The organism is Rhodococcus sp. NS-SX18 (genome assembly GCF_057367935.1).
Genome location: NZ_CM170633.1, coordinates 2404737 through 2430023, shown reverse-complemented (window position 1 = coordinate 2430023; position 25287 = coordinate 2404737). Strand labels below are relative to the sequence as shown.

The window sequence follows — 25287 nt, the reverse complement described above, 5'->3', positions numbered from 1 at the left end:
TCAGTCTCCTCGATGCGAGTGAGTGATGCGCTGGTCACGGGGCCATCGCACGCGTCCGGCGCGGCCCCCGCCCGGCCCGCACATCGGCCGGGATGTCGACCGGGCAGTGTCCGGCCGTTCGGTGCTCGGCTGTTCAGTGCTCGGCTGTTCAGTGCCTGTTCAGTGCTCGGTCGGTCGCCCGGCCGGCGGCTCGGTGTCGTCGCCCTTGTCGAGCGAGAGGCCACCGGTCGTCTCGTCGGTCGAGCCGAGATCGGTGATGCGCTCGCGGACCACGACCCGGGCCCAGGTGGTCACCACGCCGGGCGCGATCTCGAGCTCCACGGTGGTGTCGGTGAGCGCGGTGATGGTGGCGTGCAGTCCCGCCGTGGTCATCACCCTGTCGCCGACCTGCAACGCGTCCTGCAGTTCCGCGGTCTTCTGCATCTCCTTCTTCTGGCGCCGGATGCCGAGGAAGGTCGGCACCAGCAGGGCAAGAATCAGCAGCGGGAAGAGCAGTTCCATCGTTGAAGTCAGTCCTCGAAGTCGTCCGGCATCGGGCGCCGGTCGTCGCGGACCGGCGCAGTAGACCAGTGTGCCATTACCGGCGCGGCTGCTGTACCGGCGCCGGTGGCAGAGCGGTCATTCGTCGTCGAACAGGCCGAGTTGCGGTTCGCGGGCCCGCACCTCGATGCCGCCGGTCGCGGCCTCCGGCGGTGGTGTCAGCCCGAGTTGCAGCCACGCGGCCTGCGTCGCGACCCGGCCGCGGGGGGTGCGCGCGATCATGCCCGCCCGTACCAGGAACGGCTCGCACACCTCCTCGACGGTGCCGGGCTCCTCACCGACGGCCACCGCGAGGGTGGACACGCCCACCGGTCCGCCCCCGAAACTTCGGACGAGCGCGCCCAGCACGGCCCGGTCGAGCCGGTCCAGGCCGAGCGCGTCGACGTCGTAGACCGCGAGGGCGGCCTGGGCGATCTCGCAGGTGATGATGCCGTCGGCGCGGACCTCGGCGTAGTCGCGGACCCGCCGCAGCAGACGGTTGGCGATGCGCGGGGTGCCGCGGGAACGGCCGGCGATCTCGGCGCTCGCCTCCTCGCCCAGGTCGATGCCGAGGATGCGGGCCGAGCGGAGCAGGATCTGCTGTAGTTCGGCCGGTTCGTAGAAGTCCATGTGGGCGGTGAAGCCGAACCGGTCGCGCAGTGGGCCGGTCAGCGCACCGGAACGGGTCGTGGCGCCGACGAGGGTGAACGGGGCCACCTCGAGGGGGATCGACGTCGCGCCCGGGCCCTTGCCGACGACGACGTCGACCCGGAAGTCCTCCATGGCCAGGTACAGCATCTCCTCGGCGGGACGCGCGATGCGGTGGATCTCGTCGATGAACAGCACGTCCCCCTCGACGAGGTTGGACAGCATCGCGGCCAGGTCGCCGGCCCGTTCCAGGGCGGGCCCCGACGTCAGCCGCAGCGACGACCCGAGTTCTGCGGCGATGATCATGGCCATCGACGTCTTGCCCAGGCCCGGCGGTCCGGACAGCAGGATGTGATCCGGGGTGCCGCCACGCAGCTTCGCCCCGCGCAGCACCAGCTGCAGCTGTTCCCGCACCCGGGGCTGGCCGATGAAGTCGTCGAGATTCTTCGGCCGCAGACTCGCCTCGACGTCGCCGTCGGCGGGCGTGTACTCGGCGGTCATCGGAGTCTCGTCGGGAGCTCCCTCGGCGGGAAAGTCCTCGATCATCGGCTCTTGCCCAGCAGAGCCAGCGCCGAACGCAGCGCGGTCGAGGTGTCGGCATGCGGGTCACCCGCGAGAACCGTGTCGGTGGACTGTTCTGCCTGCTTGACGGGGAAGCCGAGGCCGACGAGAGCCTCGATCACCTGGTCCCGCATGGGTGAGCCGACCACCGCCGCCGGGGCGGAGGCGCCGGCGAACGCCGCGACCTTGTCCCGAAGTTCGACGACCATGCGTTCGGCGCCGCGTTTCCCGATGCCCGGGACCCGGGTCAGGGCAGCGGTGTTGCCGTCGGCGAGGGCCGCACGCAGCGAGTCCGGATCGAGCACGGCCAGGGTGGCCATCGCGAGTCGCGGTCCGACACCGGAGACCGTCTGCAACAGTCCGAACAGGTCGCGGGCATCGGGGTCGGGGAACCCGTACAGCGTCATCGAGTCCTCGCGCACGATCATCGCCGTCACCAGGCGGGTGTCCTCGCCGCGACGGAGCGTGGCGAGGGTGGCGGGCGTGGCGTGGATCCGATAGCCGACCCCCGCGGATTCGATGACGACGTGGTCGAGGGCGATTTCGAGCACTTCCCCGCGCACCGAGGCGATCACCGTGCACCTGCCTTCCGGGCGGCGGCCTGTTCCCGCAGCCGCGCTTCGTACCGTCGTTTCTGTTCGGCCGCGGCGGCCTCGGCGGCGGCCATGCGCGCGAGCATGGGCGCACGCCAGCAGTGGCAGATCGCCAGGGCGAGGGCGTCCGCGGCATCCGCGGGCTTCGGGGCGGTAACGAGGCCCAGGATCTTCGTGACCATCGCCGTGACCTGCTTCTTGTCTGCCGAACCGTTCCCGGTCACGGCGGACTTGACCTGGCTCGGGGTGTGGAATGCCACCGGGATGCCGCGCCGCGCCGCCGAGAGCGCCACCACTCCCCCCGCCTGGGCGGTGCCCATTGCGGTACGGACGTTGTGCTGGGAGAACACCCGCTCGACGGCGACGACCTCGGGCTCGAAGCGGTCGAGCCAGTCCTCGGCGGCCGTGGAGATCTGCAGGAGCCGCGACGGCAGATCCATCTCGGGGGGTGTGCGGATGACATCCACTGCGACGGCGGCGACCTCGCGCCCGCGGCCGGTGTCCACGATGCCGAAACCGCATCGTGTCAGTCCCGGGTCCACACCCATCACGCGCACCCGTTCACCTCTCGACCGCTACGAACAACTGTTCGAGAGCATAGCGGCCGGGGCCACGCGTCGCGGTACCGACACGCAGCCCCGGCCGTGAGCTGTGCGACTCAGCCGTCGGTGAGCTGTGCGACTCAGCCGTCGGTGAGCCGTGCGACTCAGCCGTCGGTGAGCCGTGCGACTCAGGCGTCGAGTTCGGCGAGGACCTCGTCGGAGACGTCGACGTTGGTGTAGACGTTCTGCACGTCATCGGAATCCTCGAGCGCGTCGACGAGCTTGAACACCTTGCGGGCGCTGTCCGCGTCGACGGGCACCTCGACCGAGGCCCGGAAGTCCGGATCGGCCGATTCGTAGTCGATTCCCGCCTCGACGAGCGCGGTACGCACGGCGATGAGGTCGCCGGCCTCGGAGACGACCTCGAAGCTGTCACCGAGATCGTTGATCTCCTCGGCACCGGCCTCGAGCACCACCTCGAGAATCTCGTCCTCGGTGCGGCCGTTCTTCTCGAGCACGACGACGCCCTTGCGGGTGAACAGGTACGACACCGAGCCGGGGTCGGCCATGTTGCCGCCGTTGCGGGTCATCGCGGTGCGGACCTCGCCCGCCGCGCGGTTGCGGTTGTCGGTGAGGCACTCGATGAGGACGGCGACACCGCTGGGACCGTAGCCCTCGTAGGTGATGGTCTGCCAGTCCGCGCCGCCGGCTTCCTCACCGGCACCACGCTTGCGGGCCCGCTCGATGTTGTCGTTGGGGACCGAGCTCTTCTTCGCCTTCTGGATGGCGTCGTACAGCGTCGGATTGCCCGCCGGGTCACCACCGCCCGTCCGGGCCGCCACCTCGATGTTCTTGATCAGCTTCGCGAACATCTTGCCGCGCTTGGCGTCGATGGCCGCCTTCTTGTGCTTGGTGGTGGCCCATTTGGAGTGGCCGCTCATTCGATTGGAGCCCCTTCCGGCGAGGTGAGGTCGGACCGGGTCCGACTGGTTCGGAGGGCCGATTCTACTCCGCGCGGAGTGATCCCGAACGGACGGTGTCGACGAACAGCCGGTGCACCCGCAGGTCACCGGTGACCTCGGGGTGGAACGACGTGGCCATCACGGCGCCCTGGCGTACGGCGACGACGCGTCCGGCAGCCGGGCCCTCCGGGACGGTGGCCAGTACTTCCACGTCCGAGCCGACCTCTTCCACCCAGGGAGCTCGGATGAACACCGCGCGCACCGGGCCGCCCTCGACGCCCGCGACGGTGAGGTCGGCTTCGAACGAGTCGACCTGCCGGCCGAAGGCGTTGCGCCGGACGGTGATGTCGAGGGCGTCGAGATGCTCGGCGTCGGGACGGGTGTCGAGGACCTGCGAGGCGAGCAGGATCATGCCCGCGCAGGAACCGTACGCGGGCAGGCCCGCCTTCAGGCGGGCGCGCAGCGGCTCGAGCAGGTCGAACACCTGCAACAGCCGGCTCATGGTGGTGGACTCCCCGCCGGGGATCACCAGGCCGTCGACGGCGTCGAGCTCGCTGGGCCGGCGCACGCCGATCGCACGGGCGCCGGCCGCTTCGAGTGCGGTCAGGTGCTCGCGGACGTCGCCCTGGAGGGCGAGCACGCCGATGGTCGGAAAACTTCCCACTGTCGCCTGTTCTGTCTGGGACGGGGCGAAGCCCGCCCGAAATCTGGACGTCACGCTAGCAGCCGCGCCGAGGGTGTCCCGGCTCAAGGACCGTGCCCGCGTCTGCATCAGCGCAGGTAGCGGGTCAGTCCCTCCTGCACCACCGCAGCGACCATGCGCCCGTCCCGGTCGAAGATACGTCCCTGCGTCAGGGCCCGCCCGAAGCCTGCCGACGGTGAGGTCTGGTCGTACAGCAACCAGTCGTCGGCGCGGAAGGAGCGCAGGAACCACATGGCGTGGTCGAGGGATGCGCCCTGGGTCTTCTCGTCGGGGTGGGCGACGCTCGCGGAGCCGAGCAACGTCATGTCGCTCATGTACGCCAGGGTGCACACGTGCAGCACGTTGTCGTCCGGGAGCGGGTCCCGGACCCGGAACCACACCTGCTGCTGGGACACGATGCCGGGACGCCGGAAGATGCGATCCTCCGGCACCCGTCGCAGGTCCCATTCCGGCCATTCCCGCCTGGCCCAGAGGTTTCCGGGGTCCTCCGAGTCCGCGGACGCGGACAGTTCCTCGGGATCCGGCACCGGGGGCATCTCGTCCTGGTGCTCGATGCCCTCGTCCTGGACGTGGAACGACGCGGACATGGTGAAGATCGCCTGCCCGTCCTGGACTGCGGTCACCCGCCGGGTGCCGAACGACCGCCCGTCGCGGATCGGGTCGACGAGATACACGATCGGCTTCGCCGGGTTACCGGGACGGACGAAGTACCCGTGCAGCGAATGCACCGAGTACGCGGGATCGACGGTGCGCACCGCGGACACCAGCGCCTGGCCGGCGACCTGGCCCCCGAAGGTGCGCGGCAGCGACGTCTCCGTCGCCACGCCCCGGAAGATGTTCTTCTCGAGGTGTTCGAGCGCCAGGATCTCCTCGATCTTCGCCATGCGGGCTCCTTTTCAGTCCTGCGACAGGCTAGCGGCAGGTGCCCGGACCGGAGCGACGGGAGCCTCCGGCGCGGTGGAGGCTCCCGTCGCACGCGGGGATGCCGGCGGTCGTGCGGTCACCAGCCCCGCTCGGCGAGGCGGTGCGGCACCGGGATGTCGTCGACGTTGATGCCGACCATGGCCTCACCCAGACCGCGCGAGACCTTGGCGAGCACGCCCGGGTCGTCGTAGAAGGTGGTGGCCTTGACGATCGCGGCGGCACGCTCGGCGGGGTTGCCGGACTTGAAGATGCCCGAGCCGACGAACACACCTTCGGCGCCGAGCTGCATCATCATCGCCGCGTCCGCCGGGGTGGCGATGCCGCCGGCCGTGAACAGGGTCACCGGCAGCTTGCCGGCCTTGGCCACCTCGACGACCAGGTCGTACGGGGCCTGCAGTTCCTTGGCCGCGACGTACAGCTCGTCCTCCGGCAGGGACGTCAAGCGACGGATTTCCTGCCGGATCTTCCGCATGTGGGTGGTGGCGTTGGAGACGTCGCCGGTGCCGGCCTCACCCTTGGAGCGGATCATCGCCGCGCCCTCGTTGATCCGGCGCAGCGCTTCACCGAGGTTGGTGGCACCGCACACGAACGGCACGGTGAAGGCGAACTTGTCGATGTGGTTCTCGTAGTCGGCGGGGGTGAGCACCTCCGACTCGTCGATGTAGTCCACGCCGAGGGCCTGCAGAATCTGCGCCTCGACGAAGTGACCGATGCGGGCCTTGGCCATCACCGGGATGGACACGGCCTCGATGATGCCTTCGATCATGTCCGGGTCGGACATGCGGGACACGCCTCCCTGGGCGCGGATGTCGGCGGGGACGCGCTCGAGCGCCATGACGGCGACGGCACCCGCGTCCTCGGCGATCTTCGCCTGCTCGGGGGTGACCACGTCCATGATCACGCCGCCCTTGAGCATCTCGGCCATGCCGCGCTTGACGCGGGCGGTACCGGTGGTGGGGACGGACTCGGGGCTGCTCACAGCAACAAACTCCTGGGGTATGGCCTGCAGAGACTGGCGCGCGGACGGATCAGGGCACGTCACGGCGCCGCTCCCGAGTCTAGGTGCGCCCCGGCGGCCCTCCCATAGCCAGTCGCGAGGCCCTGGCCTGCATGCCCGCAGGCATCGACAGCCCTGCCCGCAGGCATCGACAGCCCTGCCCGCAGGCATCGACACAGCCTGCCCCACGGGCACCGGTCCGGCCTGCGTCGGCGACGCTCACCGGATGGCGCGGACCTCCGGTTCCACGCGACGCACGGCGACGTCACGCGCCTCGCCCAGCAGATCGGCGAGGTCCTGCGGGTACACGGCTTCCCCGTGTCGCGGCAGGTCCCGGATCTCGTTCTCGGCGAACCAGCGGTGTTCGAGGCTCATGCGGCGCTCGAGGTCCGTGAATCCGCTGCTGCCCGGCTCGAAGGCGGGCGTCTGCAGAGCGAAGAACAGCTCCTCCGAACGGATGAGCTCGCCGTTGAAGGGGAACACCGCCACCCGGCGCCACAGGGGTCCGCACAGTTGCTCGGGTGCGACCGGCAGACCGGTCTCCTCCCCCACCTCGCGGGCGGCGGCCGCGCGCAACGTCTCCCCCACCTCGACGGCACCGCCGACGGTGAACCAGAAGTGCACGTCCGGCGTGGTCGGGTCGTGGCCGCGCAGCAGCAGCACCCGCCCCTCGTGGTCGAACAGCACGACCCGCGCCGAGGTGCGCGTCTCGTCGAGCGACAGGCCCGACGCGGCGGCCGGGTCGGTGCGCTCGGCGATCTCGAAGTAGGTCGGCAACGGCGCCGTGCCCCCGAGGTGCAGCCACCGGACCGGCCGGCGGGTACGCAACGCCAGCGTGTCGCGGACGGCGTCGTTGTGGAATCGGCGGGCGATCAGCACCCGCGCCTCGGCGTCGGCGAGTTCGGCCACCAGCTGCGGCCGGAGCCGCTCGGTGTCGATCGCGGCCAGGGCGGCCGAGAGCGTGTTCTCCGCCGACTCCCGTTCGGCACGGTCCGCCCGTTCGGCACGGTCGGCCAGGGCGGCCAGCCGGCGGCCTTCGGCGACCGGGATGGAGGCCGCGATCCCCCGTACCACCACGGCGCGGCGGGCCAGAGCGGCGTCGAGCGCCTGCCAGGAGAGGTCCGATCGCACGTGCAACCGGTCCAGCCGGTTGGCCGTGCCGTACGCCCACAACCCGAGCGCGACGACGAGCGCGGTGACCAGGGCGAGGACGAGAACGGTCAGTGCGGACAGTGTCACGTCCCACTCCTCTCACGCGGCGCCGTCGCCCGCCCGCATGTCACGATCGGACCTCGCGGACCGGCCCGGCGCCGACCGTGACGGTCTCGTATACGCGCAGGATCTGCTCGGCCACCACCGGCCAGTCGTACGCGCCGACGATCTCGTTCGCCGCCGCCACGAGGGCGCGCCGCCGGGCTGCGTCGTCGAGCAGGCCGCGGATGGCGGCCGCGAGAGCCGCCGAGTCGCCCACCGGGACGAGTACGCCGGCGCGGCCGTCGCGCAGCACCCGGCGGAACGCGTCGAGTTCGCTGGCCACCACCGCGGTGCCGGCGGCCATCGCCTCCACGAGCACGATCCCGAAACTCTCCCCGCCGAGGTTGGGGGCGCAGTACACCTCGGCGCTGCGCATGGCCGAGGCCTTCTCCGCGTCGGACACCTGGCCGAGCAGCCGCAGGTGCCGTGCGTACGGTCCGGCCTCCTTGCGCAGCCGTTCCTCGTCCCCGCGGCCGACCACGAGGATCTGCAGGTCCGGGTAGTGCTCGACGAGCGAGGGCAGCGCGCCGAGCAGCACCGCCATGCCTTTCCGTGGTTCGTCGTACCGGCCGAGGAACAGCACGGTGCGCCCGGCGCGGGGATACCCGGGCAGCGTCGGGGCGTGCGCGAACGACGAGACGTCGACTCCGTTGGGTATCTCCACGGCGTCGGAGCCGAGTGAGGTCACCTGCCAGCGGCGGGCGAGCTCGGACACGGCGATGCGGCCGCTGATCTTCTCGAGATACGGCTGCAGCACGCCTTGGAAGGTGCTCAGTACCAGCGACTTGGTCGTCGAGGTGTGGAAGGTGGCGACGATGGGGCCTTCCGCGATCTTCAGGGCGAGCATCGACAGGCTCGGGGCGTTGGGTTCGTGGATGTGCAGGACGTCGAAGTCGTTGTCGTTGATCCACCGCCGGACCCGCGCATAGGACACGGGGCCGAAGCTCAGACGCGCCACCGAGCCGTTGTAGGGGATGGCGACGGCGCGTCCGGCGGAGACGACGAAGTCGGGCAGTTCGGTGCGGTCGGAGGCCGGAGCGAGGACGCTGACCCGGTGGCCGCGTTCGATGAGCACGGTCGCCAGATCCACGACGTGCGCCTGCACCCCGCCCGGTACGTCGAACGAGTACGGGCACACCATCCCGATCTTCACCGCGCCTCCATCCGGGCCAGGCGGGCCTCGGAGAGGTCGTCGAGCCAGAGCGGTTGCAGCATGTGCCAGTCCGCGGGGTGTTCGGCGATGTCGGCAGCGAAGCAGTCGGCGAGTGCCTGGGTCGCCGGTCCGATCCCGCCGGCGACGTCGATCTCGGGGTGGACCCGGAAGCCCCAGCCGTCGTCGGTGAACCAGCAGTGCACCGGCAGCAGCGGCGCCCCGGTCTCGACGGCGAGCTTCGCCGGGCCGGCGGGCATGCGGGTGGGTTCCCCGAAGAACGTGACCGGCACGCCCCTGCGGGCCAGGTCACGTTCGCCGAGCAGGCAGACGATCCGGTTCTCGCGCAGCCGGGTCTCGAGCCGGTCGAACGGCGGGGTCTCACCGCCGCTGAGGGGGAAGATCTCGAAGCCGAGGCTTTCGCGGTATGCGACGAACCGCTGGTAGAGCGATTCGGGACGCAGGCGTTCGGCCACCGTGGACAGTCCACCGTAGGTCTGCGTGCACCACACACCGGCCATGTCCCAGTTCCCGCTGTGCGGTAGGGCGAGAATTGCACCGCGCCCGGCCGCCAGTGCCTGTTCGATGTGTTCGCGGCCCTCGACGGCGTGATCGAGTGCCGCAGCCGTCGCGGCGAGGTCCATCGAGGGCAGCCGGAACGCCTCCCGCCAGTACCGAGCGTAGGACCGCAGGGACTGCCGGATCAGCTCGTCCGGGACCTGCGCCGCGGGCACGCCCAGGACGCGGGCCAGGTTGCGGCGCAACTGCTGCGGGCCGTCGCCGCGACGGGCCGCGAAATCGGCCCCGAGGTCGAACAGCCGGCGCGCAGTGGACTCGGGCAGCGCCCGCACGAGCCGCCATCCTGCGGCGTAGCCGAGGTCGGAGGCGCGTCCCGTCACGCTCATCGGGCGTCTCCGTCGGCCGGGGCGGACGACGGTTCTCCGCCGGCCGGAGTCGACGACGGCAACGGGAGCAGCTCGCGGGCCTCCGGGCAGCGCCGCACCGCGAGCACCCGCTGGAATACGGTGATCACCGAACCGGCGGCGAGCAGCCACATCGCGGCGTGGATCGCCCACCACAGGCCGAGCCCGGTGAGGCCGGCGCCGACCAGGACGATGACGAGCCGGTCGGGACGTTCGATCAGGCCGCCGTCGGCGGACAGGCCGCTCGCTTCCGCGCGAGCCTTGGCGTAGGAGATCACCTGGGAGGTGACGAGGCAGACGAGGGTGGCGATCAGCAGTGGCCGGCTCTGTTCCTCGTAGACCGCCCACCAGGCGAGTCCGGCGAAGATCGCGCCGTCGGCGACCCGGTCACAGGTGGCGTCGAGGACCGCGCCGAAGCGGGTGCCGCCCCCTCGAGCCCGTGCCATGGCGCCGTCGAGCATGTCGAACATCACGAACAGCCAGATCACCATCGCACCCCAGAACAACTGCCCCATCGGGAACAGCGTCACGGCGGCGGTGATCGTGGCGACGGTGCCGATCAGTGTCACCGCGTCCGGTGTGAGGCCGGTGCGGATCAGGGCCCTGCCGAGCGGGGCGGTGACCTTCGACACCGACGCACGCCCGAAGAAGCTGAGCATCCCACCGACCCCCGTCTTTCGTCACATCGTTGCGTCCGGGACACGATCCTGCCATGCCTGCGAACGGCGACAAACATGAGTCGGGGACGGCGTTCGGTTCGGGCCGGTGTCAGTCGCTCCAGGCCGCAGCGAGCAACGCGCGGGTGTCGCGCAGCAGCTGCGGCATGACCTTGGCGCCGCCGAGGACGGTGATGAAGTTGGCATCGCCGCCCCACCGCGGCACCACGTGCAGGTGCAGGTGCTCGGCGAGCGAACCACCGGCGGCGGCCCCGAGGTTGAGCCCCACGTTGAAGCCGTGCGGCCGCGAGACGCTCTTGATGACCCGGATCGCCTGCTGCGCGAAGGACATCAGTTCGGTGCTCTCCTCGGGGGTGAGGTCCTCGAGGTTGGCGACCCGGCGGTACGGCACGACCATCAGATGGCCGGGGTTGTAGGGGTACAGGTTGAGCACCGCGTACACGTGCTCTCCGCGCGCGACGACGAGGCCCTCCTCGTCCCGCATCTTCGGGATGTCGGTGAACGGCTCGTAGGGCGCCTCCTTGGACCGGGGCGCCTCCGCGATGTACGACATCCGGTGCGGGGACCACAGGCGCTGGAGGTGGTCGGGTTCGCCGGCACCCCGGTCGACGAGGGCGTCGTCGGAGCAGTCCCCGCTCATGCGGCGCCGCCACGGTCGACGGGAGCGACGAGTTCCGCGGTGGGCGAGGCGTTCTCCCGCCGCCCGATCCACTCGGTCACCAGCCGGACCGCGTCGGCCACGGGCACTCCGTTGACCTGCGTACCGTCGCGGAACCGGAAACTGACCGCGCCGGCGGCGACGTCGCGCTCGCCCGCGAGCAGCATGAACGGCACCTTCTGCGTGGTGTGGTTGCGGATCTTCTTCTGCATCCGGTCGTCGCTGGTGTCGACTTCGGCCCGCACCCCGGCGGCCTTCAACTGCCGGGTGACGTCGAACAGGTGATCCTCGAAGGCTTCCGCGACGGGGATCCCGACGACCTGGACGGGGGCGAGCCACGCCGGGAAGGCGCCCGCGTAGTGCTCGGTGAGCACGCCGAAGAAGCGCTCGATCGAACCGAACAGGGCCCGGTGGATCATCACCGGCCGGTGCTTGCTGCCGTCGGGGCCGGTGTATTCGAGCTCGAATCGCTCGGGCAGATTGAAGTCGAGCTGGATCGTCGACATCTGCCAGCTGCGCCCGAGCGCGTCCTGAACCTGGACGGAGATCTTCGGGCCGTAGAAGGCGGCGCCGCCCGGATCCGGCACGAGATCGAGACCGGAGGCCTCGCCGACCTCGCGCAGGGTCTCGGTGGCCTCCTCCCACAGGGCGTCGTCGCCGACGAACTTCTTGGGGTTCTTCGTCGACAGCTCGAGGTAGTAGTCCTCGAGGCCGTAGTCCTTGAGCAGGTCGAGGACGAAGTTCAGGGTCGTGGTCAGCTCGTCGCGCATCTGCTCGCGGGTGCAGTAGATGTGCGCGTCGTCCTGCGTCATGCCACGTACCCGGGTCAGACCGTGGACGACGCCGGACTTCTCGTACCGGTACACCGAGCCGAACTCGAACAGCCGCAGCGGCAGCTCGCGGTAGGACCGGCCGCGGGAACGGAAGACGAGGTTGTGCATCGGGCAGTTCATCGGCTTGAGGTAGTAGTCCTGGCCCGGCTTGCGCACGGTGCCGTCCTCGGCCAGTTCCTCGTCGATGTGCATCGCCGGGAACATCCCGTCGCGGTACCAGTCGAGGTGGCCGGACACCTCGTAGAGGTGGCCCTTCGTGATGTGCGGGGAGTACACGAACTCGTAGCCGGCCTCGACGTGCCGCTTGCGGGAGTAGTCCTCCATCTCCTGACGGATGATGCCGCCCTTGGGGTGGAACACCGGAAGGCCGGAGCCGAGCTCGTCGGGGAAGCTGAACAGGTCGAGCTCGTTGCCGAGCTTGCGGTGGTCACGGCGCTCGGCCTCGGCGAGCAGCTCGAGGTAACGCTCCTGCGCCTCCGCGGACTCCCACGCGGTGCCGTAGATGCGCTGCAGACCGGCATTGTCCTGGTCTCCGCGCCAATAGGCGGCAGAGCTGCGGGTGAGTTTGAACGCCGGGATGTACTTGGTGGTGGGGATGTGCGGGCCACGGCACAGATCGCCCCAGATCTTCTCGCCGGTGCGCGGATTGAGGTTGTCGTAGATCGTCAGTTCCTTGCCGCCGACCTCCATGATCTCGGGGTCCTCGTCCAGGGAGTCGTTTCCGGCCGACTTCTCACCGAGCAGCTCGAGCTTGAACGGCTCGTTCTTCAGTTCCTCGCGTGCGTCGTCCAGGTTCTCGACGACGCGGCGGGAGAACCGCTGTGCCCCCTTGACGATCTGCTTCATCCGCTTCTCGAGCTTGGCCAGGTCCTCCGGAGTGAAGGGCCGGTCGACCTGGAAGTCGTAGTAGAAGCCGTCCTTGATCGGAGGGCCGATGCCGAGCTTGGCCTCGGGGAACTCCTGCTGCACCGCCTGGGCGAGGACGTGCGCCGCGGAGTGCCGGATGACAGACCGGCCGTCCTCGGTGGCGGCAGCGACCGGCTCGACCCGAGCGTCCTGTTCCGGCGTCCACGACAGGTCCCGCAGCCGGCCCTCCTCGTCGCGGACCACGACGACCGCGTCGGGCCCGCTGTTGGGCAGGCCCGCCTCCCGGAGGGCGGCACCGGCAGCGGTCCCCGCGGGCACCCGGACGAGCACGGTGGGGTCTACGGATGCGGGCGTCGTCACTGTGGTGGGCTCCTCGGGCTCGTGCCGGTGATGGGTGCCGCCGACGCCGCGGGGTATGCCACGCGTCGGCAACCAGACCATGCTATCGACACCACCCCGAACGGCAGTTCACCCGGGCACCGCCGGGGGCCGGTGGGCTAGAGCCGGCGCAGGCCGCCGAGGACCCGAGACAGCAACTGGGCGTCCGGGCCGAGTCCGTCGGCGGTTCGGTGAACGGTGAGTTCTCCCGTGGCGGCGAGATCCCCCACCAGGACACGTGCGACGCCCAGAGGCAGTCGTGCCAGAGCCGCGATCTCCATGATGGACCGGGGCTCGGCGCACAACGCCAGGATGGTGCGGTGCTCCTCGAGACCTGCAGTTCCCACGGCGTCGCTCACCGCGGAGACGAGGACCTCGAGCGGGAGATCCACCTCGGCGCGGGTCCGGCCCTGGCTGCGCACGAAGGGTCGGACGAACGAGGGCTGCTGCCCGCTCGGCTCCTCTTCCCTCGTGGCTGCCGTGTGCCTCGGAACCGCAGGCATCGGCTTCGAGGCCGGAGCGGCGACGGCCGCGGAGGCACCCGTCGCCGGGGTCTCCACCGCGGGCGTGCCCTCTGCGCGGTCGGCGGTACCCGGTGCCGGGTGATCCTTGCGCCGGCGGCCGGACGATCCGAATCGTGCTCCTGTGGCCCCGACCAGGGGCCAGTTGTTGTCGGCGACGCTCATCAGTCGCATCCTCCTCACACCGACCGCAATCCTGCCATCAGCGCAGTGCGGTTCGGTGAACGCGCAGGTCACCGCCGCTCCGTCGCCGAGATGTTCCGGCCGGACGCGAACCGCGCCGGCCCGAAACGACGAAGGGCACCCCGTGGGGTGCCCTTCGTCGGTGCTGTGGTCCCGGCTGGGATCGAACCAGCGACCTCCCCGGTGTGAACGGGACGCTCTTCCACTGAGCCACGGGACCGGGCCGCTTCGCAGCGGCTCGAACGAGAAGGAACATTAACACGCCCATCGGGTGAACACGAATCGCCTGGTCGCCTGTGTTTTCGGTACCGGGTCGGGACGCCGCGCCCCGAACAGCCGCAAGCTCCGCCCCTGCGGAGCGAATCGCCGCAACCGGAGCCCGCCGGCCCGGAACGGGCCGTGCACAACCCCGTGAGGACGGCTCGTCCATGCCCTCACCTGCAGATTTGTGTGTTCTGACGATGGTCGGCTAATGTTCTCAACCGCACCACGGAGAGCACGGCGCCGGAGGGTGCGATGCGGATGTAGCGCAGCTGGTAGCGCATCACCTTGCCAAGGTGAGGGTCGCGGGTTCGAATCCCGTCATCCGCTCGAGAGGTTGGACTCGACCTTTTACGGTGGAGTGGCCGAGTGGTGAGGCAACGGCCTGCAAAGCCGTGCACACGGGTTCGATTCCCGTCTCCACCTCGCGCGATTAGCTCAGCGGGAGAGCGCTTCCCTGACACGGAAGAGGTCACTGGTTCAATCCCAGTATCGCGCACCACGATCGACCAGGTTTTACCTGCACTTCTCGACCCGGGTCACCGGGTCGAGGAGTGCGCATGCGGATGTAGCGCAGCTGGTAGCGCATCACCTTGCCAAGGTGAGGGTCGCGGGTTCGAATCCCGTCATCCGCTCCACCACCCGGCGCGATTAGCTCAGCGGGAGAGCGCTTCCCTGACACGGAAGAGGTCACTGGTTCGATCCCAGTATCGCGCACCACGATTCACCTTCTCCACCCTGCACTCCATCGCCGGTCCGCCGGGTCGAGGAGTGCGCATGCGGATGTAGCGCAGCTGGTAGCGCATCACCTTGCCAAGGTGAGGGTCGCGGGTTCGAATCCCGTCATCCGCTCCACCACCCGTCGGGGGCGCCGGCCGGACGGGGTCGCGCCCACCACTCGATGACGAAGGCCCTCCCGGTCGGGAGGGCCTTCGTCGTGCTACCGCGCTCTCAGCGGGAGGCGTGCAGGCGATTGGCTCCCGCGGTCATCGCGCGCAGTGCCGATTCGGTTCCGGTCGCCGCGATACCCATGCTCCAGAGCCGGCGCCCGTCCGCCTCGCACAGCAGGAAGGTCGCGTGGCTGTCGCCGAGGTCGAACTGGTGGAACGAGAGAATCTCGAGCGGCATCCCGAGGGTGTGCATCATGGCGGTCATCGCAGCCACCGGGCCGGTGGCCGTCGCCGCAGCCGCGTGGATGGTCTCCCCCACGCCGAAGGTGGCCTCGAAATTCCGACGGCCTGCACACGGAGCCCCGGCCGACCAGCCACCGAGACGGACCGGCCCGTGCGGGGCATAGGTCGCGGTGAACTCGGTCCAGCTCATGTCGAGCGCCTCGGCGCGCAGTTCGCGTGGCAGGGATCGTCCGTAGCGCGCGGCGAACGGGTCGATCGGCGCCGAGTATGCGGTGTTCGCGTCGCCGGCGGCATAGGAGGTGCTGGAAGCGGTGGAGGTGAAGGCGTTCATCGTGGGAGGTCTTCCGCGTGAAGGAAGGACCGACAGGTAGCTCGACGACCCGCAGCGAGGGGTCGGTCCGAATCAGACCCCGCTACGGCGGTGAACTACGAGTACGCGCTTCATGAGGCCCACAGTAGAGCGTCGCCCGGCGGAAGGCAACCGCCCGTCGACCGGCGTGTGACCCAACCGTGACCACCCCGGCTGGAACCTGAGGGATTCCTCATGTATTGTCGGAGATGCCATCCCCCCGATGGTAATGAACCCCAGCCATGACCCCCCATCCAAGGCTGGGGTTCAGCCATTTCCGGACGCCGAGCGGATACCGGACCCGAGCGTCGGCGCGGTGAGCCGCCGAGTGATCTACTGGTTCCCATGCCCACTCCGTCACTCGAGGAATCGACGGCGAACGTCTCCGTCGAGCAGGCCGGCATCTGGGATGCCGAGACCATCGCCGATGTCGCAGCCACCACGTTCCCCCTCGCCTGCCCGGCCGACGCCTCGCAGGAGGACATCGCCGCGTTCATCGACGACACCCTCTCGGCAGAACGGTTCAGCGAATACCTCACCGACCCGACCCGCATCGTGCTCAAGGCGACCGTCGGCGGCGAGATCGTGGGTTACCTCATGGCCGTCGATGCGGAACCGACGGACCCGGAGGTCCGGGCAGCCGTGACCGCGCTGCCGACCACCGAGATCAGCAAGCTCTACGTGCTGCCGGGCAAGCACGGCACCGGAGTGGCGGCGGCCCTAATGGCCGCCGTCGTCGAGCGTGCCCGGGCAGCCGGCTGCCGGGGGCTGTGGCTGGGAGTCAACCAGCAGAACTCGCGGGCCCGGCGGTTCTACGCCAAGAACGAATTCGAGGTCGTGGGCACGCGCACCTTCCAGGTCGGCTCGCAGACCCATCACGACTACGTCATGCAACGCACCCTGTGACGCGAGGTACTCGCGTGCGGCAGATCCGGCCGGGAACCCGACTCAGGTGGCGGCGGTCTCGAACCGCGACAGCGCCAGCAGGCGCGAGGTCGCACGCAGGTACTTCTTGCGGTAGCCGCCGGCGAGCATCTCGGCGGTGAAGATCTCGTCCAGCTTCGCGCCGGCGACGGTCACCGGGATGCTCGCGTCGTAGAGCCGGTCGGCGAGCACCACCAGACGCAGCGCCACGGACTGGTCGTGGGCCGCATGGACCCCGTTGAGGAAGACCGCCGCGACGCCCTCGACGAGCTTGCCGTACCGCGACGGATGCAGCGTGCTCAGATGCGCGCACAGCTCGTCGAAATCGTCGAGGGTGGCGCCGGCGACCGCATCGGCGCGATCGAGCAGCTCCTCGGAGCTGATCGGGTCCGGCGCCGGCGGCAGGTCGCGATGGCGGTAGTCGGGACCGTCCACGCGGATGGTCTCGAAGATCGAGGCGAGCTTCTTGATCTCGCGCAGGAAGTCCTGCGCCGCGAATCGCCCCTCGCCCAGCTGCCCGGGCAGAGTGTTGGAGGTCGCGACGATGGACACGCCCCGCGCGGACAGTTCGGTCAGCAGCCGGGAGACCAGCATCGTGTCGCCCGGGTCGTCGAGCTCGAACTCGTCGATGCACAGCACGCTGTGGCTGGACAGCTCTTCGACCGCCTTGTTGAAGCCGAGCGCACCGACGACGTGGGTCAGCTCCACGAAGGTGCCGAACGCCTTCGGCGACGGGGCCGCGTGGAAGATCGACGCCAGCAGGTGGGTCTTACCGACGCCGAAGCCGCCGTCGAGATAGAGACCGGCGCCGGTGGACGGCGCCTTCCGCCCGAACAGGCCCCGCCGGCCGCCACCCCGGATCTTCGCGATCTTGTGGGCGAACTCCTCCGCCGTCGCCACGGCGGTCGCCTGGCTCGGCTCGTTCGGATCGGGAATGTAGGACGCGAAGCTCACGTCGTCGAACATCGCGGGCGGAACCATCTGGGCCACCAGTTGGTCGGACGGCACCACGGGATTGCGATCGACGAGACGTTCGTGCATTTCTCCAGGGTAGGGCCGCAGCTCGAGGCGACCGGTACACCCAGGGCAGATTGCGACCTACTTCACATCACGTACACGTGATCGTCACATCCGGCAGATCGGGCGATCCGGTCGTGTGCGCGGGCCCGCGTACCGACCTGGCAGGCTGTGCGCATGCGCAGAACCCGTGTGCTCACCGTGGGCATCGTCGTACTCGGAGCGATGACCGCCGCGTGCGGGGCGGGCCCCTCGGTACGCCCCGATGTCGCGGTGGTGCAGGAGGCGGACGGCCGGGCCACTCCCACCGGCGAGGACCCTGCCCTCGCCCCGGAACTGCCGGCACCCGCCCGGGACCTGGACTGGCGCGACTGCACCGCCGAGACCCTCGCCGCCCAGGCGCTGCCGCCAGGACCGACAGGCCTCGTCCTCGAGTGCGCCCAGATTCCCGCCGCGATCGACGCGACAGGCATCGTGCCGGGTTCGTTTCCACTCGATGTGCTGCGCGCCCGGCTGGCGCAGACCCCCACCGAGGCGGCCCCGCTCGTCATGACGACGGGTGCGGACATGCCCTCCTCACGGGCGCTGGCCGCACTGTCGACCGGCTCGCTCGCCGAACTCGCGGCCTCGCGGCCGATCGTCGCGGTGGATCGGCGCGGCCTCGGCGCCTCCCAGCCGATCGAGTGCATCTTCGGAGCGGACCGGCGCGCCCTGGCCGACCACGGGCAGTTCGGCCGCACCGGCGACGGTCCGGAGCGGGTCGCCGAGCTCGGCCGGCAAGCCACCATCGCATGCACCGACTACCTGCAGCCGCAGGAACTGCTGTTCGACGCCGCCCACGCCGCCGACGACTTCGAACAGCTGCGAACCACCTGGGGCGTCGATCGGATCGGCGTGCTCGGCATCGGCAACGGTGCCACGGTCGCCCTCGCCTACGCGTCGAAGTACCCGACCACCGTCGGCCGCCTCGTCCTCGACTCCCCCGCCGCCGCGACGGCCGACGCCGAGCTGCTGGCCGAGAGCCGGGTGCGCGGCGCGGAGTCGGCGGTCGACGCGTTCGCCCGCCAGTGCGTCGCGCTGGCGTGCTCGCTGGGCCCCGACCCGCGGGCCGCGCTCGAGGACCTGCACGCCCGCGCCGCGGCCGGCACTCTTGCACCACTCTCGTCGAACGCCCTGCTCACTGCGGTGACGTGGTTCCTGGGAACCCCCCGTAGCGACGCGCAGGCCCGGGTCCGCGAGCTGTCCGACGCACTGGCCGCCGCCGGCGCGGGAGACGTGACACCGATGCTCGAACTCGTCGGCGCCGCCGAGGCCGTGCTGTCGTCCGACGGGCAGTTCGTCTCCCGCTGCAGCGACGGTCAGCGGTGGCCCACGACGGCCCGGGCCACCGAGCTGCAGCAGACGTGGTCGGCGAACTACCCCCTGTTCGGCGGCGACAGCGCGATCGGTCTCACCGCGTGCAGCGCCTGGCCGAGCATGCCGACACCACCGCTGCCGGCGGAGGTGCGCGTGCCTGTGCTGGTGACGACGGGTGCCGCCGATCCGCTCGTCGGCAGCGCCGGGCTCGAGTCGGTCACCGGAGCGCTCACCGCCGTCTCCGCCCGGTGGGCGGCGCTGTCCTGGCAGGGTGCCGGCTACTCCGCGGTCCTGCACTCCGGCTGCGTCCAGGCACGCCTGGCGGCCTACCTCGACACCGGCGCCCTGCCGCCGAACGGCAGCCTGTGCCCGGCGTGAACCGGCGTCCGCCGCGGCCCGGGCCCGACGCCGCCGGGTGGGGACGGTGGGTGGCCGCCCCCGGCTCTCGGTGTACCGTGCCGTAGTGTTCCTCAGCCGCCTCGAGCCCCGCACCGCCCGCACCGCCGCGGAGGTGGTCAAGTGCGTTGTGTGGCCGTTGGCCGTGCTCACGGTGCTGCACCGTGTGGTGGTCAAAGCCGTCAACGGGTTCCGCACCGACGACTTCACTCCCGTCTACAACGCGGCCCTGGCGTTTCTCAACCGCCGGCCGGTGTACACCGCGAATTTCGAGTGGGTGGACCCGCACTACCTGTATCCCCCGTCCGGGACGTTGCTGATCTCCCCGATCGCGGTGATCGACCCGGAGCGCTCCCGGTGGCTGTTCATCATCGCCAACGCGATCGCGATCATCGTGGCGCTGTACCTGCTGCTGCGGATGTTCGGCTACGGTCTCGACTCGGTGCTCGCGCCGATCCTCCTGCTGGCGGCGTTCAGTTCCGAGACCGTGACGAACACCCTGGTCTTCACCAACATCAACGGCCTCGTCCTGCTCGGCGAGGTCGCCTTCCTGACGCTGTTGCTGCGCCGGCGGGATCTGTGGGCGGGCGTTGCGATCGGGTTGACGTTCGCGGTCAAGCCGATCCTCGCGCCCCTGCTGCTGATTCCGTTCGTGCGCCGGCAGTGGAAGGTGTTCGTCACCGCCGCGGCGGTGCCGCTCGGCCTGACGCTCGTCGCGTGGCCGCTCTCGGTGGACGCCTGGGCGTTCGTCGAGCGCACCACGCCGTACCTGTTCGAGGCACGCGACTATTTCAACAGCGCCATCGTCGGCAACGGCATGTACTACGGCTTACCCGGCTGGTTGATCCTCGCGCTGCGCGTCGTCCTGGGTCTCATGGTCGTCGTCTCGCTGTGGCTGCTGTACCGGTACTGCCGCCACGACGAGCTCTTCTTCGTCGGTACGAGCAGCGGGGTGTTGCTCACCGCGTCGTTCCTGCTCGGTTCGCTCGGTCAGATGTACTACTCGATGATGCTGTTCCCGCTGCTGATGACGGTCGTGTTGCGCAATTCGGTGATGCGGAACTGGCCGGCCTGGCTGGCGGTCTACGGCTTCATGAGCTACGACAGCTGGCTGTCGGGACGGTGGCCGGAGGCCGGTCGCGCTGCCGAGTACATGAAGACGACGTTCGGGTGGTCGCTGCTGCTCATCGTGATCTTCGCGGTGCTGCTCGACCGTTACCTGGCCGCCCGGCGGGAGGGCCGGCTGGCGGACGGCATCGAACCGTCGTTCCTGTTGCCGGAGCACGAACCTGCGCGGAAGGCCGAGCTCGTGGCGACGAACCGCGGTGACGGCTAGCGTGGAGCGCATGGCTGACGCTGTCCCCACCGAACCCGCGCCGAAGGTATCCCTCAGCGACGACGAATGGCGGACCCGCCTCACCCCCGCGGAGTACGCGGTGCTGCGGCAGGCCGGCACCGAGCGGCCCTTCGTCGGCGAGTACACCGACACGGAGACCGAAGGTGTGTACGAGTGCCGCGCCTGCGGCGCCGAACTGTTCCGCAGCACCGAGAAGTTCCATTCGCACTGCGGGTGGCCCTCGTTCTTCGACCCGGCGTCGAGCGACGCGGTGATCCTGCGCTCCGACACGTCCCTCGGCATGCGCCGGGTGGAGGTCGTGTGCGCGTCCTGCCACAGCCATCTCGGGCACGTGTTCGAGGGCGAGGGGTACCCGACTCCGACCGATCAGCGGTACTGCATCAACTCGATCTCCCTGCGCCTGGTTCCGAAGGACTGAGGCCCGCCGCGAACAGGGCTCGCCACAGTCCCCGGCGACGCTCGGCGGTGGGCAGCGGCTCGACCAGGGCGAAGGAGCACCCGATACGGCGGGCCGCACCGTCGGCCTCCTCGCTGTCGCCCACCATCAGGGTGCGCTCCGGGGACACCCCGAGCGCCTCGGTGGCGTGCCGGAAGATCTCCGGCTCCGGTTTGACCGCGCCGACTTCGAACGAGAGCACGAACTCCGACACCAGATCGTCGATACCGAGCGCCGCGAACGCCGGCCGGATGTCGAAGGCGATGTTGCTGAGCACGGCCATCGCGAGGCCCTCGCCGGCGAGCGCCTCGATCACCGGCACCGTGTCCGGGTAGACCGTCCAGCAGCGGGGATCGGTCAGCTTGGTGTACAGGCCGAGGGCCTGTTCCTCGTCGGCGACTCCGGAACGGCGCAGCACCGTCAGGTATGCGTCCCGGTGCCAGCGGGGGTCCCGGTCGCGGTTGATCCAGGCGTGATGTTCGGCGGCGTCCATCTCGACGGGCTGGCCGGTCGGGGCGGTCATCCGGCGCATCAGCTCGGCCTGCCGGTGCACGTCGAAGGGCTCGCCCCGCTCGTCGGTGATGTCGGCCAGCCAGGATTCGTCCTCCTCGAGCCGGAACAACGTGCCGGAGAAGTCGAACAGCACGGCGTCGAACGGTTGAGCGCTCATGATTCGAAGGCTAACGGCTGCACGGTCGGGCTGCGGATCGAGCGCGGAGCGACGACGATCGAGTCCATGTCGACGACCCGTGCGTCCAAGTCCAAGGTTTCGATCGTCGGCGCCGGCAGCGTCGGCACCGCCGTCGCCTACGCGTGCCTGATCCGGGGTTCGGCGGATTCGCTGGCCCTGTTTGATCCGAACACCGCCAAGGTGCGGGCCGAAGTGCTCGACCTGAACCACGGCACCCAGTTCGCCCCCGCGTGCCGCATCGACGGCGCCGACGACCCGGCCGTCACCGCCGGCTCCGATCTGATCGTCGTGACGGCGGGCGCCAAGCAGAAGCCGGGCCAGTCACGGCTCGAGCTGGCGGCCGCGAACGTGCGCCTCGCCCAGGAACTCACACCGGCGCTGCTCGCGCTGTCCCCCGACGCGGTGGTGCTGTTCGTCAGCAACCCCGTCGACGTGGTGACGTATGCGGCGATCCGCGCAACGGACGCCCCCGGCGGGCGGATTCTCGGGTCCGGCACGGTCCTCGACTCGGGGCGGTTGCGCTTCCTCGTCGCGCAGCACGTCGGCATCGCGGTGGAGAACGTGCACGCGCTCATCGTCGGCGAGCACGGCGATTCGGAGATCACCCTGTGGTCGAGCGCGACGGTGGGCGGGGTTCCGGCCACCGAGTACCGCGACGAGAACGGTGTGGCGGTGTTCGACGCGGCGGTCCGGGAGCGGATCTCCACCCAGGTGGTGCGCAGCGCGTACGAGATCATCCAGGGCAAGGGCGCCACGAACCTGGCCATCGGCCTGTCCACTGCCCGGATCGTGGAGGCGGTGCTGCGGGATCAGCACCGGGTGCTGCCGGTCTCGACGCTGCAGCGCGGCGTGCACGGGGTCGAAGGGGTGTGCCTGTCGCTGCCGACGATCGTCGACGGCCGCGGCGCCGACCGGGTACTCGAGATTCCCCTCGCGCCCGACGAGGCCGACGGGTTGCGGGCGTCGGCACAGACGTTGCGGGAGGTGCAGCGCTCGCTGGGGATGTGACTATGGGCCCGCCTCCGAGCGGATGTATCGTCCAGCTCCTCGGAGCGAGGGATACATTCGCTCGGCGCGGGAACGCTCGGCGTACGGGAACCCGGTCGGTCGGGCGGAAACCGGCGGCTCAGCGGGTGCGGATCACCGGCGGGTCGTAGGCGCGGATCGGTGGCAGGTCTCCGTCGAAGCGTTCGATCTGCACGAGCACATGCTGGCCCGTGCAGCCGCGGGCCAGACTCGAAGTGCCCACGTCGGCGGTGAGCACGTTGGGATTGCCGTGCACGCACATCGAGCCGGGATCGGCCGGGTCCAGTGGGTCGTACCAGGCGCCGGTGGCCAGCTGCACCACCCCGGGCATCAGACCGTCGTCGAGGACGGCGCCGGCCAGGCACGCGCCGCGGTCGTTGAACACCCGCACGACGTCGCCGTCCGCCACACCGCGGGCCGCCGCATCGTCCGGATGCATCCGGACCGGTTCGCGCCCGCGGATCTTCGAGGCCTGACTGACGCCGCCGTGGTCGAGCTGGCTGTGCAGGCGGGTCTTGGGCTGGTTCGCGATCAGGTGCAGGGGGTAACGCTGCGCGCGGGGGCCGCCGAGCCACTCCTCCGGCTCGAACCACGCAGGGTGCCCGGTGCAGTCGTCGTAACCGAAGCCGTCGATGTCGGCGGAGAAGATCTCGATGCGCCCACTCGGGGTACGCAGGGGGTTGCGCTCGGGGTCGGCGCGGAACTCCTCGAACAGTGTCAGCTCGTCCTCGGTGCGCATCCGCACGTGTCCGCGCACCCAGAACTCGTCGAACTCCGGAGGGGATTCGACGCGGGCGTCGTCGGCGAGGACGAATCCACGCCACTGCTCGTACAGGTGCTCGAGCCACTGCCGGGCGGTGCGGCCCTCGGTGAACCGGTCCCCGAAGCCCAGACGGTGCGCAAGCGCGGAGAACGTGTCGTAGTCGTCGCGGGCGTCGGCGAAGCGTGGGGCGGCGGCGTGCATCGCGACCAGCAGCGGGTCGTTGCGGGTGCAGCTGAGATCCTCACGTTCGAGGGACGTGGTGGACGGCACGACGATGTCGGCGTGCTTGGCCGTCGGCGTCCAGTACGGGTCGTGCACGACGATCGTGTCCGGGCGCGTCAGGGCGCGGCGCAGCCGGCCCAGGTCCTGGTGGTGGTGGAACGGGTTGCCCCCGGCCCAGTACACGAGCCGGATGTCGGGGTACGTCAGGCGCCGGCCGTCGAAGTCGTACTCCTGTCCCGGCCGCAGCAGCAGGTCGGAGATCGCGGCCACGGGAATCAGGTCGCCGACCGGATTGTCGCCCTGGAACAGGGTCGGGAGCGGGTACGGGACGGGCGCGATGCCGGGTTCGTTCATCGAGCCGTAGCCGTGACCGAACCCGCCGCCGGGCAGCCCGATCTGGCCGAGCATCGCGGCGAGGGTCACGCCCGCCCACGGAGCCTGCTCACCGTGCCGGACCCGCTGCAGCGACCAGGTGACGGTGATCAGGGTGCGGCCGGCTGCCATGCGCCGCGCCAGCGCGGCGAGGGTCTCGGCGGGCAGCCCGGACAGGGCGGCCGCCCACTGCGGTGTCTTGGCGATGCCGTCGGTACGGCCGAGCAGATAGTCTTCGAACTTGTCGTAGCCGACGCAGTAGCGGTCGAGGAAGTCGCGGTCGGCGAGGCCCTCGGTGGCGAGCACGTAGGCGAGGGCGAGCATGATCGCGACGTCCGTTCCGGGCCGCGGCGCGAGGCGTTCGGCGGCGCCGTGCAGATCGTCGTGCAGGGGGCTGACGGACACGACCGTCCCGCCGCGGGCGCGCAGCGCGTCGAGCGCCCCCCGGGTGGGATGGTTGCTGGTGCCGCCGTCGTTGACGGCCGTGTTCTTGAGCGGCACCCCGCCGAAGCACACCATCAGGTCGGTGTCGCGGGCAATGACGTCCCAGTGGGTCGCGCGGGCGAACAGCTTCCAGTGCGTGCCGACCACGCGCGGCATGATCACGCCGGTCGCGCCGAGCGAATAGCTGTGCACCGAGCGGGTGTAGCCGCCGAGCATCTTCAGGAATCGGTGCACCTGACTCTGCGCGTGGTGGAACCGGCCCGGCGACGACCACCCGTACGAACCGCCGAAGATCGCCCGGTTGCCGTGCGTGTCGACCACGCGCTGCAGCTCCCCGGCCAGGAGTTCGGTCAGCTCGTCCCAGGACACCGCGACGAATTCGTCGTTGCCGCGGCGATCGCTCGGCCCGGGCCCGTGCTCGAGCCAGCCGCGGCGCACCGCTGGTCCCGCAACCCGCGAGCGGTGCCGCACCGAGCCCACGGCGTTGTCGAGAATCGGTGACGGATCTGCGTCGCCTCGGAAGGGATGCACGGCGCTGACGTCGCCGTCGTGTGTCTCGACCTCGAACATCCCCCAGTGCGCCATGTGCTGGTACCGCACGGTCCGAGAACTCATGGTGCACAGTCTGCCAGGGGGTGCATCACGTC

At 70.2% G+C, this 25287-nt stretch carries 24 protein-coding genes and 7 tRNA genes; 11 read left to right on the top strand and 20 right to left on the bottom strand.

Annotation, left to right across the window (positions count from 1 at the left end; all coding sequences use genetic code 11):
- Window positions 1-159: 159 nt before the first annotated feature.
- From yajC to AC2IPW_RS11290, 16 genes are all read right to left on the bottom strand, one after another.
- The gene (gene yajC / locus AC2IPW_RS11365) at window positions 160-501 is read right to left on the bottom strand and encodes a preprotein translocase subunit YajC (protein WP_054374608.1); all 342 of its coding nucleotides are present in this window, start codon (window positions 499-501) and stop codon (window positions 160-162) included.
- 117 nt (window positions 502-618) lie between these two features.
- Window positions 619-1668, bottom strand: a complete 1050-nt coding sequence (gene ruvB / locus AC2IPW_RS11360) for a Holliday junction branch migration DNA helicase RuvB (protein ID WP_416063478.1) — start codon at window positions 1666-1668, stop codon at window positions 619-621.
- Between the two features lie 41 nt (window positions 1669-1709).
- On the bottom strand, window positions 1710-2303 hold the full coding sequence (ruvA, locus tag AC2IPW_RS11355; RefSeq protein WP_003935531.1) for a Holliday junction branch migration protein RuvA: 594 nt from the start codon (window positions 2301-2303) through the stop codon (window positions 1710-1712).
- Complete coding sequence (ruvC, locus tag AC2IPW_RS11350; RefSeq protein WP_289379350.1) at window positions 2300-2878, bottom strand: crossover junction endodeoxyribonuclease RuvC; 579 nt, start codon at window positions 2876-2878, stop codon at window positions 2300-2302. Before ruvC ends, ruvA begins: the two co-directional genes overlap by 4 nt.
- A 173-nt stretch (window positions 2879-3051) precedes the next feature.
- Entirely contained in the window at window positions 3052-3804 is a 753-nt protein-coding gene (locus AC2IPW_RS11345) for a YebC/PmpR family DNA-binding transcriptional regulator (protein WP_003935533.1), read from the bottom strand.
- Window positions 3805-3868: 64 nt separating this feature from the next.
- Window positions 3869-4489 (bottom strand): pyridoxal 5'-phosphate synthase glutaminase subunit PdxT, encoded by a 621-nt coding sequence (pdxT, locus tag AC2IPW_RS11340; RefSeq protein ID WP_152975440.1) that lies wholly within the window; start codon window positions 4487-4489, stop codon window positions 3869-3871.
- A gap of 107 nt (window positions 4490-4596) precedes the next feature.
- Complete coding sequence (locus AC2IPW_RS11335; protein ID WP_003935535.1) at window positions 4597-5412, bottom strand: acyl-CoA thioesterase; 816 nt, start codon at window positions 5410-5412, stop codon at window positions 4597-4599.
- Window positions 5413-5528: 116 nt separating this feature from the next.
- Window positions 5529-6431 (bottom strand): pyridoxal 5'-phosphate synthase lyase subunit PdxS, encoded by a 903-nt coding sequence (gene pdxS, locus AC2IPW_RS11330; RefSeq protein WP_003935536.1) that lies wholly within the window; start codon window positions 6429-6431, stop codon window positions 5529-5531.
- A gap of 237 nt (window positions 6432-6668) precedes the next feature.
- A complete protein-coding gene (locus tag AC2IPW_RS11325) occupies window positions 6669-7688 on the bottom strand; it encodes an NUDIX hydrolase (protein ID WP_003935537.1) in 1020 nt (339 codons plus the stop codon).
- A 40-nt stretch (window positions 7689-7728) separates the two neighbouring features.
- Window positions 7729-8856: a glycosyltransferase family 4 protein gene (locus AC2IPW_RS11320; RefSeq protein WP_289379349.1), complete on the bottom strand. Its 1128-nt coding sequence runs from the start codon at window positions 8854-8856 to the stop codon at window positions 7729-7731.
- The gene (locus AC2IPW_RS11315) at window positions 8853-9758 is read right to left on the bottom strand and encodes a phosphatidylinositol mannoside acyltransferase (protein ID WP_289379348.1); all 906 of its coding nucleotides are present in this window, start codon (window positions 9756-9758) and stop codon (window positions 8853-8855) included. The genes AC2IPW_RS11320 and AC2IPW_RS11315 overlap by 4 nt, the downstream gene beginning before the upstream one ends.
- Complete coding sequence (pgsA, locus tag AC2IPW_RS11310; protein WP_289379347.1) at window positions 9755-10435, bottom strand: phosphatidylinositol phosphate synthase; 681 nt, start codon at window positions 10433-10435, stop codon at window positions 9755-9757. Before pgsA ends, AC2IPW_RS11315 begins: the two co-directional genes overlap by 4 nt.
- Before the next feature lie 109 nt (window positions 10436-10544).
- Window positions 10545-11093, bottom strand: a complete 549-nt coding sequence (locus tag AC2IPW_RS11305; protein ID WP_289379346.1) for an ATP adenylyltransferase — start codon at window positions 11091-11093, stop codon at window positions 10545-10547.
- Window positions 11090-13171 (bottom strand): threonine--tRNA ligase, encoded by a 2082-nt coding sequence (gene thrS, locus AC2IPW_RS11300; RefSeq protein ID WP_289379352.1) that lies wholly within the window; start codon window positions 13169-13171, stop codon window positions 11090-11092. Before thrS ends, AC2IPW_RS11305 begins: the two co-directional genes overlap by 4 nt.
- A 137-nt stretch (window positions 13172-13308) precedes the next feature.
- Window positions 13309-13875, bottom strand: a complete 567-nt coding sequence (locus AC2IPW_RS11295; RefSeq protein WP_289379345.1) for a DUF742 domain-containing protein — start codon at window positions 13873-13875, stop codon at window positions 13309-13311.
- A 166-nt stretch (window positions 13876-14041) separates the two neighbouring features.
- Window positions 14042-14113: transfer RNA gene (locus AC2IPW_RS11290), tRNA-Val, on the bottom strand.
- 298 nt (window positions 14114-14411) lie between these two features.
- Here AC2IPW_RS11290 and AC2IPW_RS11285 point away from each other — a divergent pair.
- The 6 genes from AC2IPW_RS11285 to AC2IPW_RS11260 all read left to right on the top strand — a co-directional run bounded on the left by AC2IPW_RS11285 (window position 14412) and on the right by AC2IPW_RS11260 (window position 15009).
- Window positions 14412-14484 (top strand) — tRNA-Gly (locus AC2IPW_RS11285).
- A gap of 25 nt (window positions 14485-14509) precedes the next feature.
- Window positions 14510-14580, top strand: a tRNA-Cys gene (locus tag AC2IPW_RS11280).
- Between the two features lies 1 nt (window position 14581).
- Window positions 14582-14656, top strand: a tRNA-Val gene (locus AC2IPW_RS11275).
- Between the two features lie 60 nt (window positions 14657-14716).
- Window positions 14717-14792, top strand: a tRNA-Gly gene (locus AC2IPW_RS11270).
- A gap of 7 nt (window positions 14793-14799) precedes the next feature.
- Window positions 14800-14874: transfer RNA gene (locus AC2IPW_RS11265), tRNA-Val, on the top strand.
- Window positions 14875-14933: 59 nt separating this feature from the next.
- A tRNA-Gly gene (locus AC2IPW_RS11260) sits at window positions 14934-15009 on the top strand.
- Window positions 15010-15105: 96 nt separating this feature from the next.
- On the opposite strand, the gene AC2IPW_RS11255 is transcribed toward AC2IPW_RS11260, so the two are convergent.
- Window positions 15106-15618, bottom strand: a complete 513-nt coding sequence (locus tag AC2IPW_RS11255; protein WP_054373604.1) for a 2-isopropylmalate synthase — start codon at window positions 15616-15618, stop codon at window positions 15106-15108.
- A 363-nt stretch (window positions 15619-15981) separates the two neighbouring features.
- Between AC2IPW_RS11255 and AC2IPW_RS11250 the strand changes: the two genes are divergently transcribed.
- Window positions 15982-16542 carry a GNAT family N-acetyltransferase gene (locus tag AC2IPW_RS11250; RefSeq protein WP_003935545.1) on the top strand — a complete coding sequence of 187 codons (561 nt, stop codon included), beginning with the start codon at window positions 15982-15984 and terminating at the stop codon, window positions 16540-16542.
- Window positions 16543-16584: 42 nt separating this feature from the next.
- Here the strand turns inward: AC2IPW_RS11250 and zapE are convergent, their stop codons facing one another.
- Window positions 16585-17601: a cell division protein ZapE gene (gene zapE, locus AC2IPW_RS11245; RefSeq protein ID WP_003935546.1), complete on the bottom strand. Its 1017-nt coding sequence runs from the start codon at window positions 17599-17601 to the stop codon at window positions 16585-16587.
- Window positions 17602-17754: 153 nt separating this feature from the next.
- Between zapE and AC2IPW_RS11240 the strand changes: the two genes are divergently transcribed.
- The 3 genes from AC2IPW_RS11240 to msrB are packed head-to-tail and all read left to right on the top strand — an operon-like array spanning window position 17755 to window position 21104.
- Complete coding sequence (locus AC2IPW_RS11240; protein ID WP_486376860.1) at window positions 17755-19311, top strand: alpha/beta hydrolase; 1557 nt, start codon at window positions 17755-17757, stop codon at window positions 19309-19311.
- A 46-nt stretch (window positions 19312-19357) separates the two neighbouring features.
- Window positions 19358-20665, top strand: coding sequence for a glycosyltransferase family 87 protein (locus AC2IPW_RS11235; protein ID WP_486376859.1), 1308 nt, complete (start codon window positions 19358-19360; stop codon window positions 20663-20665).
- Between the two features lie 10 nt (window positions 20666-20675).
- Window positions 20676-21104 (top strand): peptide-methionine (R)-S-oxide reductase MsrB, encoded by a 429-nt coding sequence (gene msrB / locus AC2IPW_RS11230; protein ID WP_289379342.1) that lies wholly within the window; start codon window positions 20676-20678, stop codon window positions 21102-21104.
- On the opposite strand, the gene AC2IPW_RS11225 is transcribed toward msrB, so the two are convergent.
- Window positions 21067-21792: an HAD family hydrolase gene (locus AC2IPW_RS11225; RefSeq protein ID WP_416063461.1), complete on the bottom strand. Its 726-nt coding sequence runs from the start codon at window positions 21790-21792 to the stop codon at window positions 21067-21069. The genes msrB and AC2IPW_RS11225 overlap by 38 nt on opposite strands.
- A 66-nt stretch (window positions 21793-21858) precedes the next feature.
- Here AC2IPW_RS11225 and AC2IPW_RS11220 point away from each other — a divergent pair, with 66 nt between their 5' ends.
- Window positions 21859-22821: an L-lactate dehydrogenase gene (locus AC2IPW_RS11220; RefSeq protein ID WP_416063460.1), complete on the top strand. Its 963-nt coding sequence runs from the start codon at window positions 21859-21861 to the stop codon at window positions 22819-22821.
- A gap of 118 nt (window positions 22822-22939) precedes the next feature.
- Here the strand turns inward: AC2IPW_RS11220 and AC2IPW_RS11215 are convergent, their stop codons facing one another.
- Complete coding sequence (locus AC2IPW_RS11215) at window positions 22940-25225, bottom strand: molybdopterin guanine dinucleotide-containing S/N-oxide reductase (RefSeq protein ID WP_416063660.1); 2286 nt, start codon at window positions 25223-25225, stop codon at window positions 22940-22942.
- Between the last annotated feature and the right edge of the window lie 62 nt (window positions 25226-25287).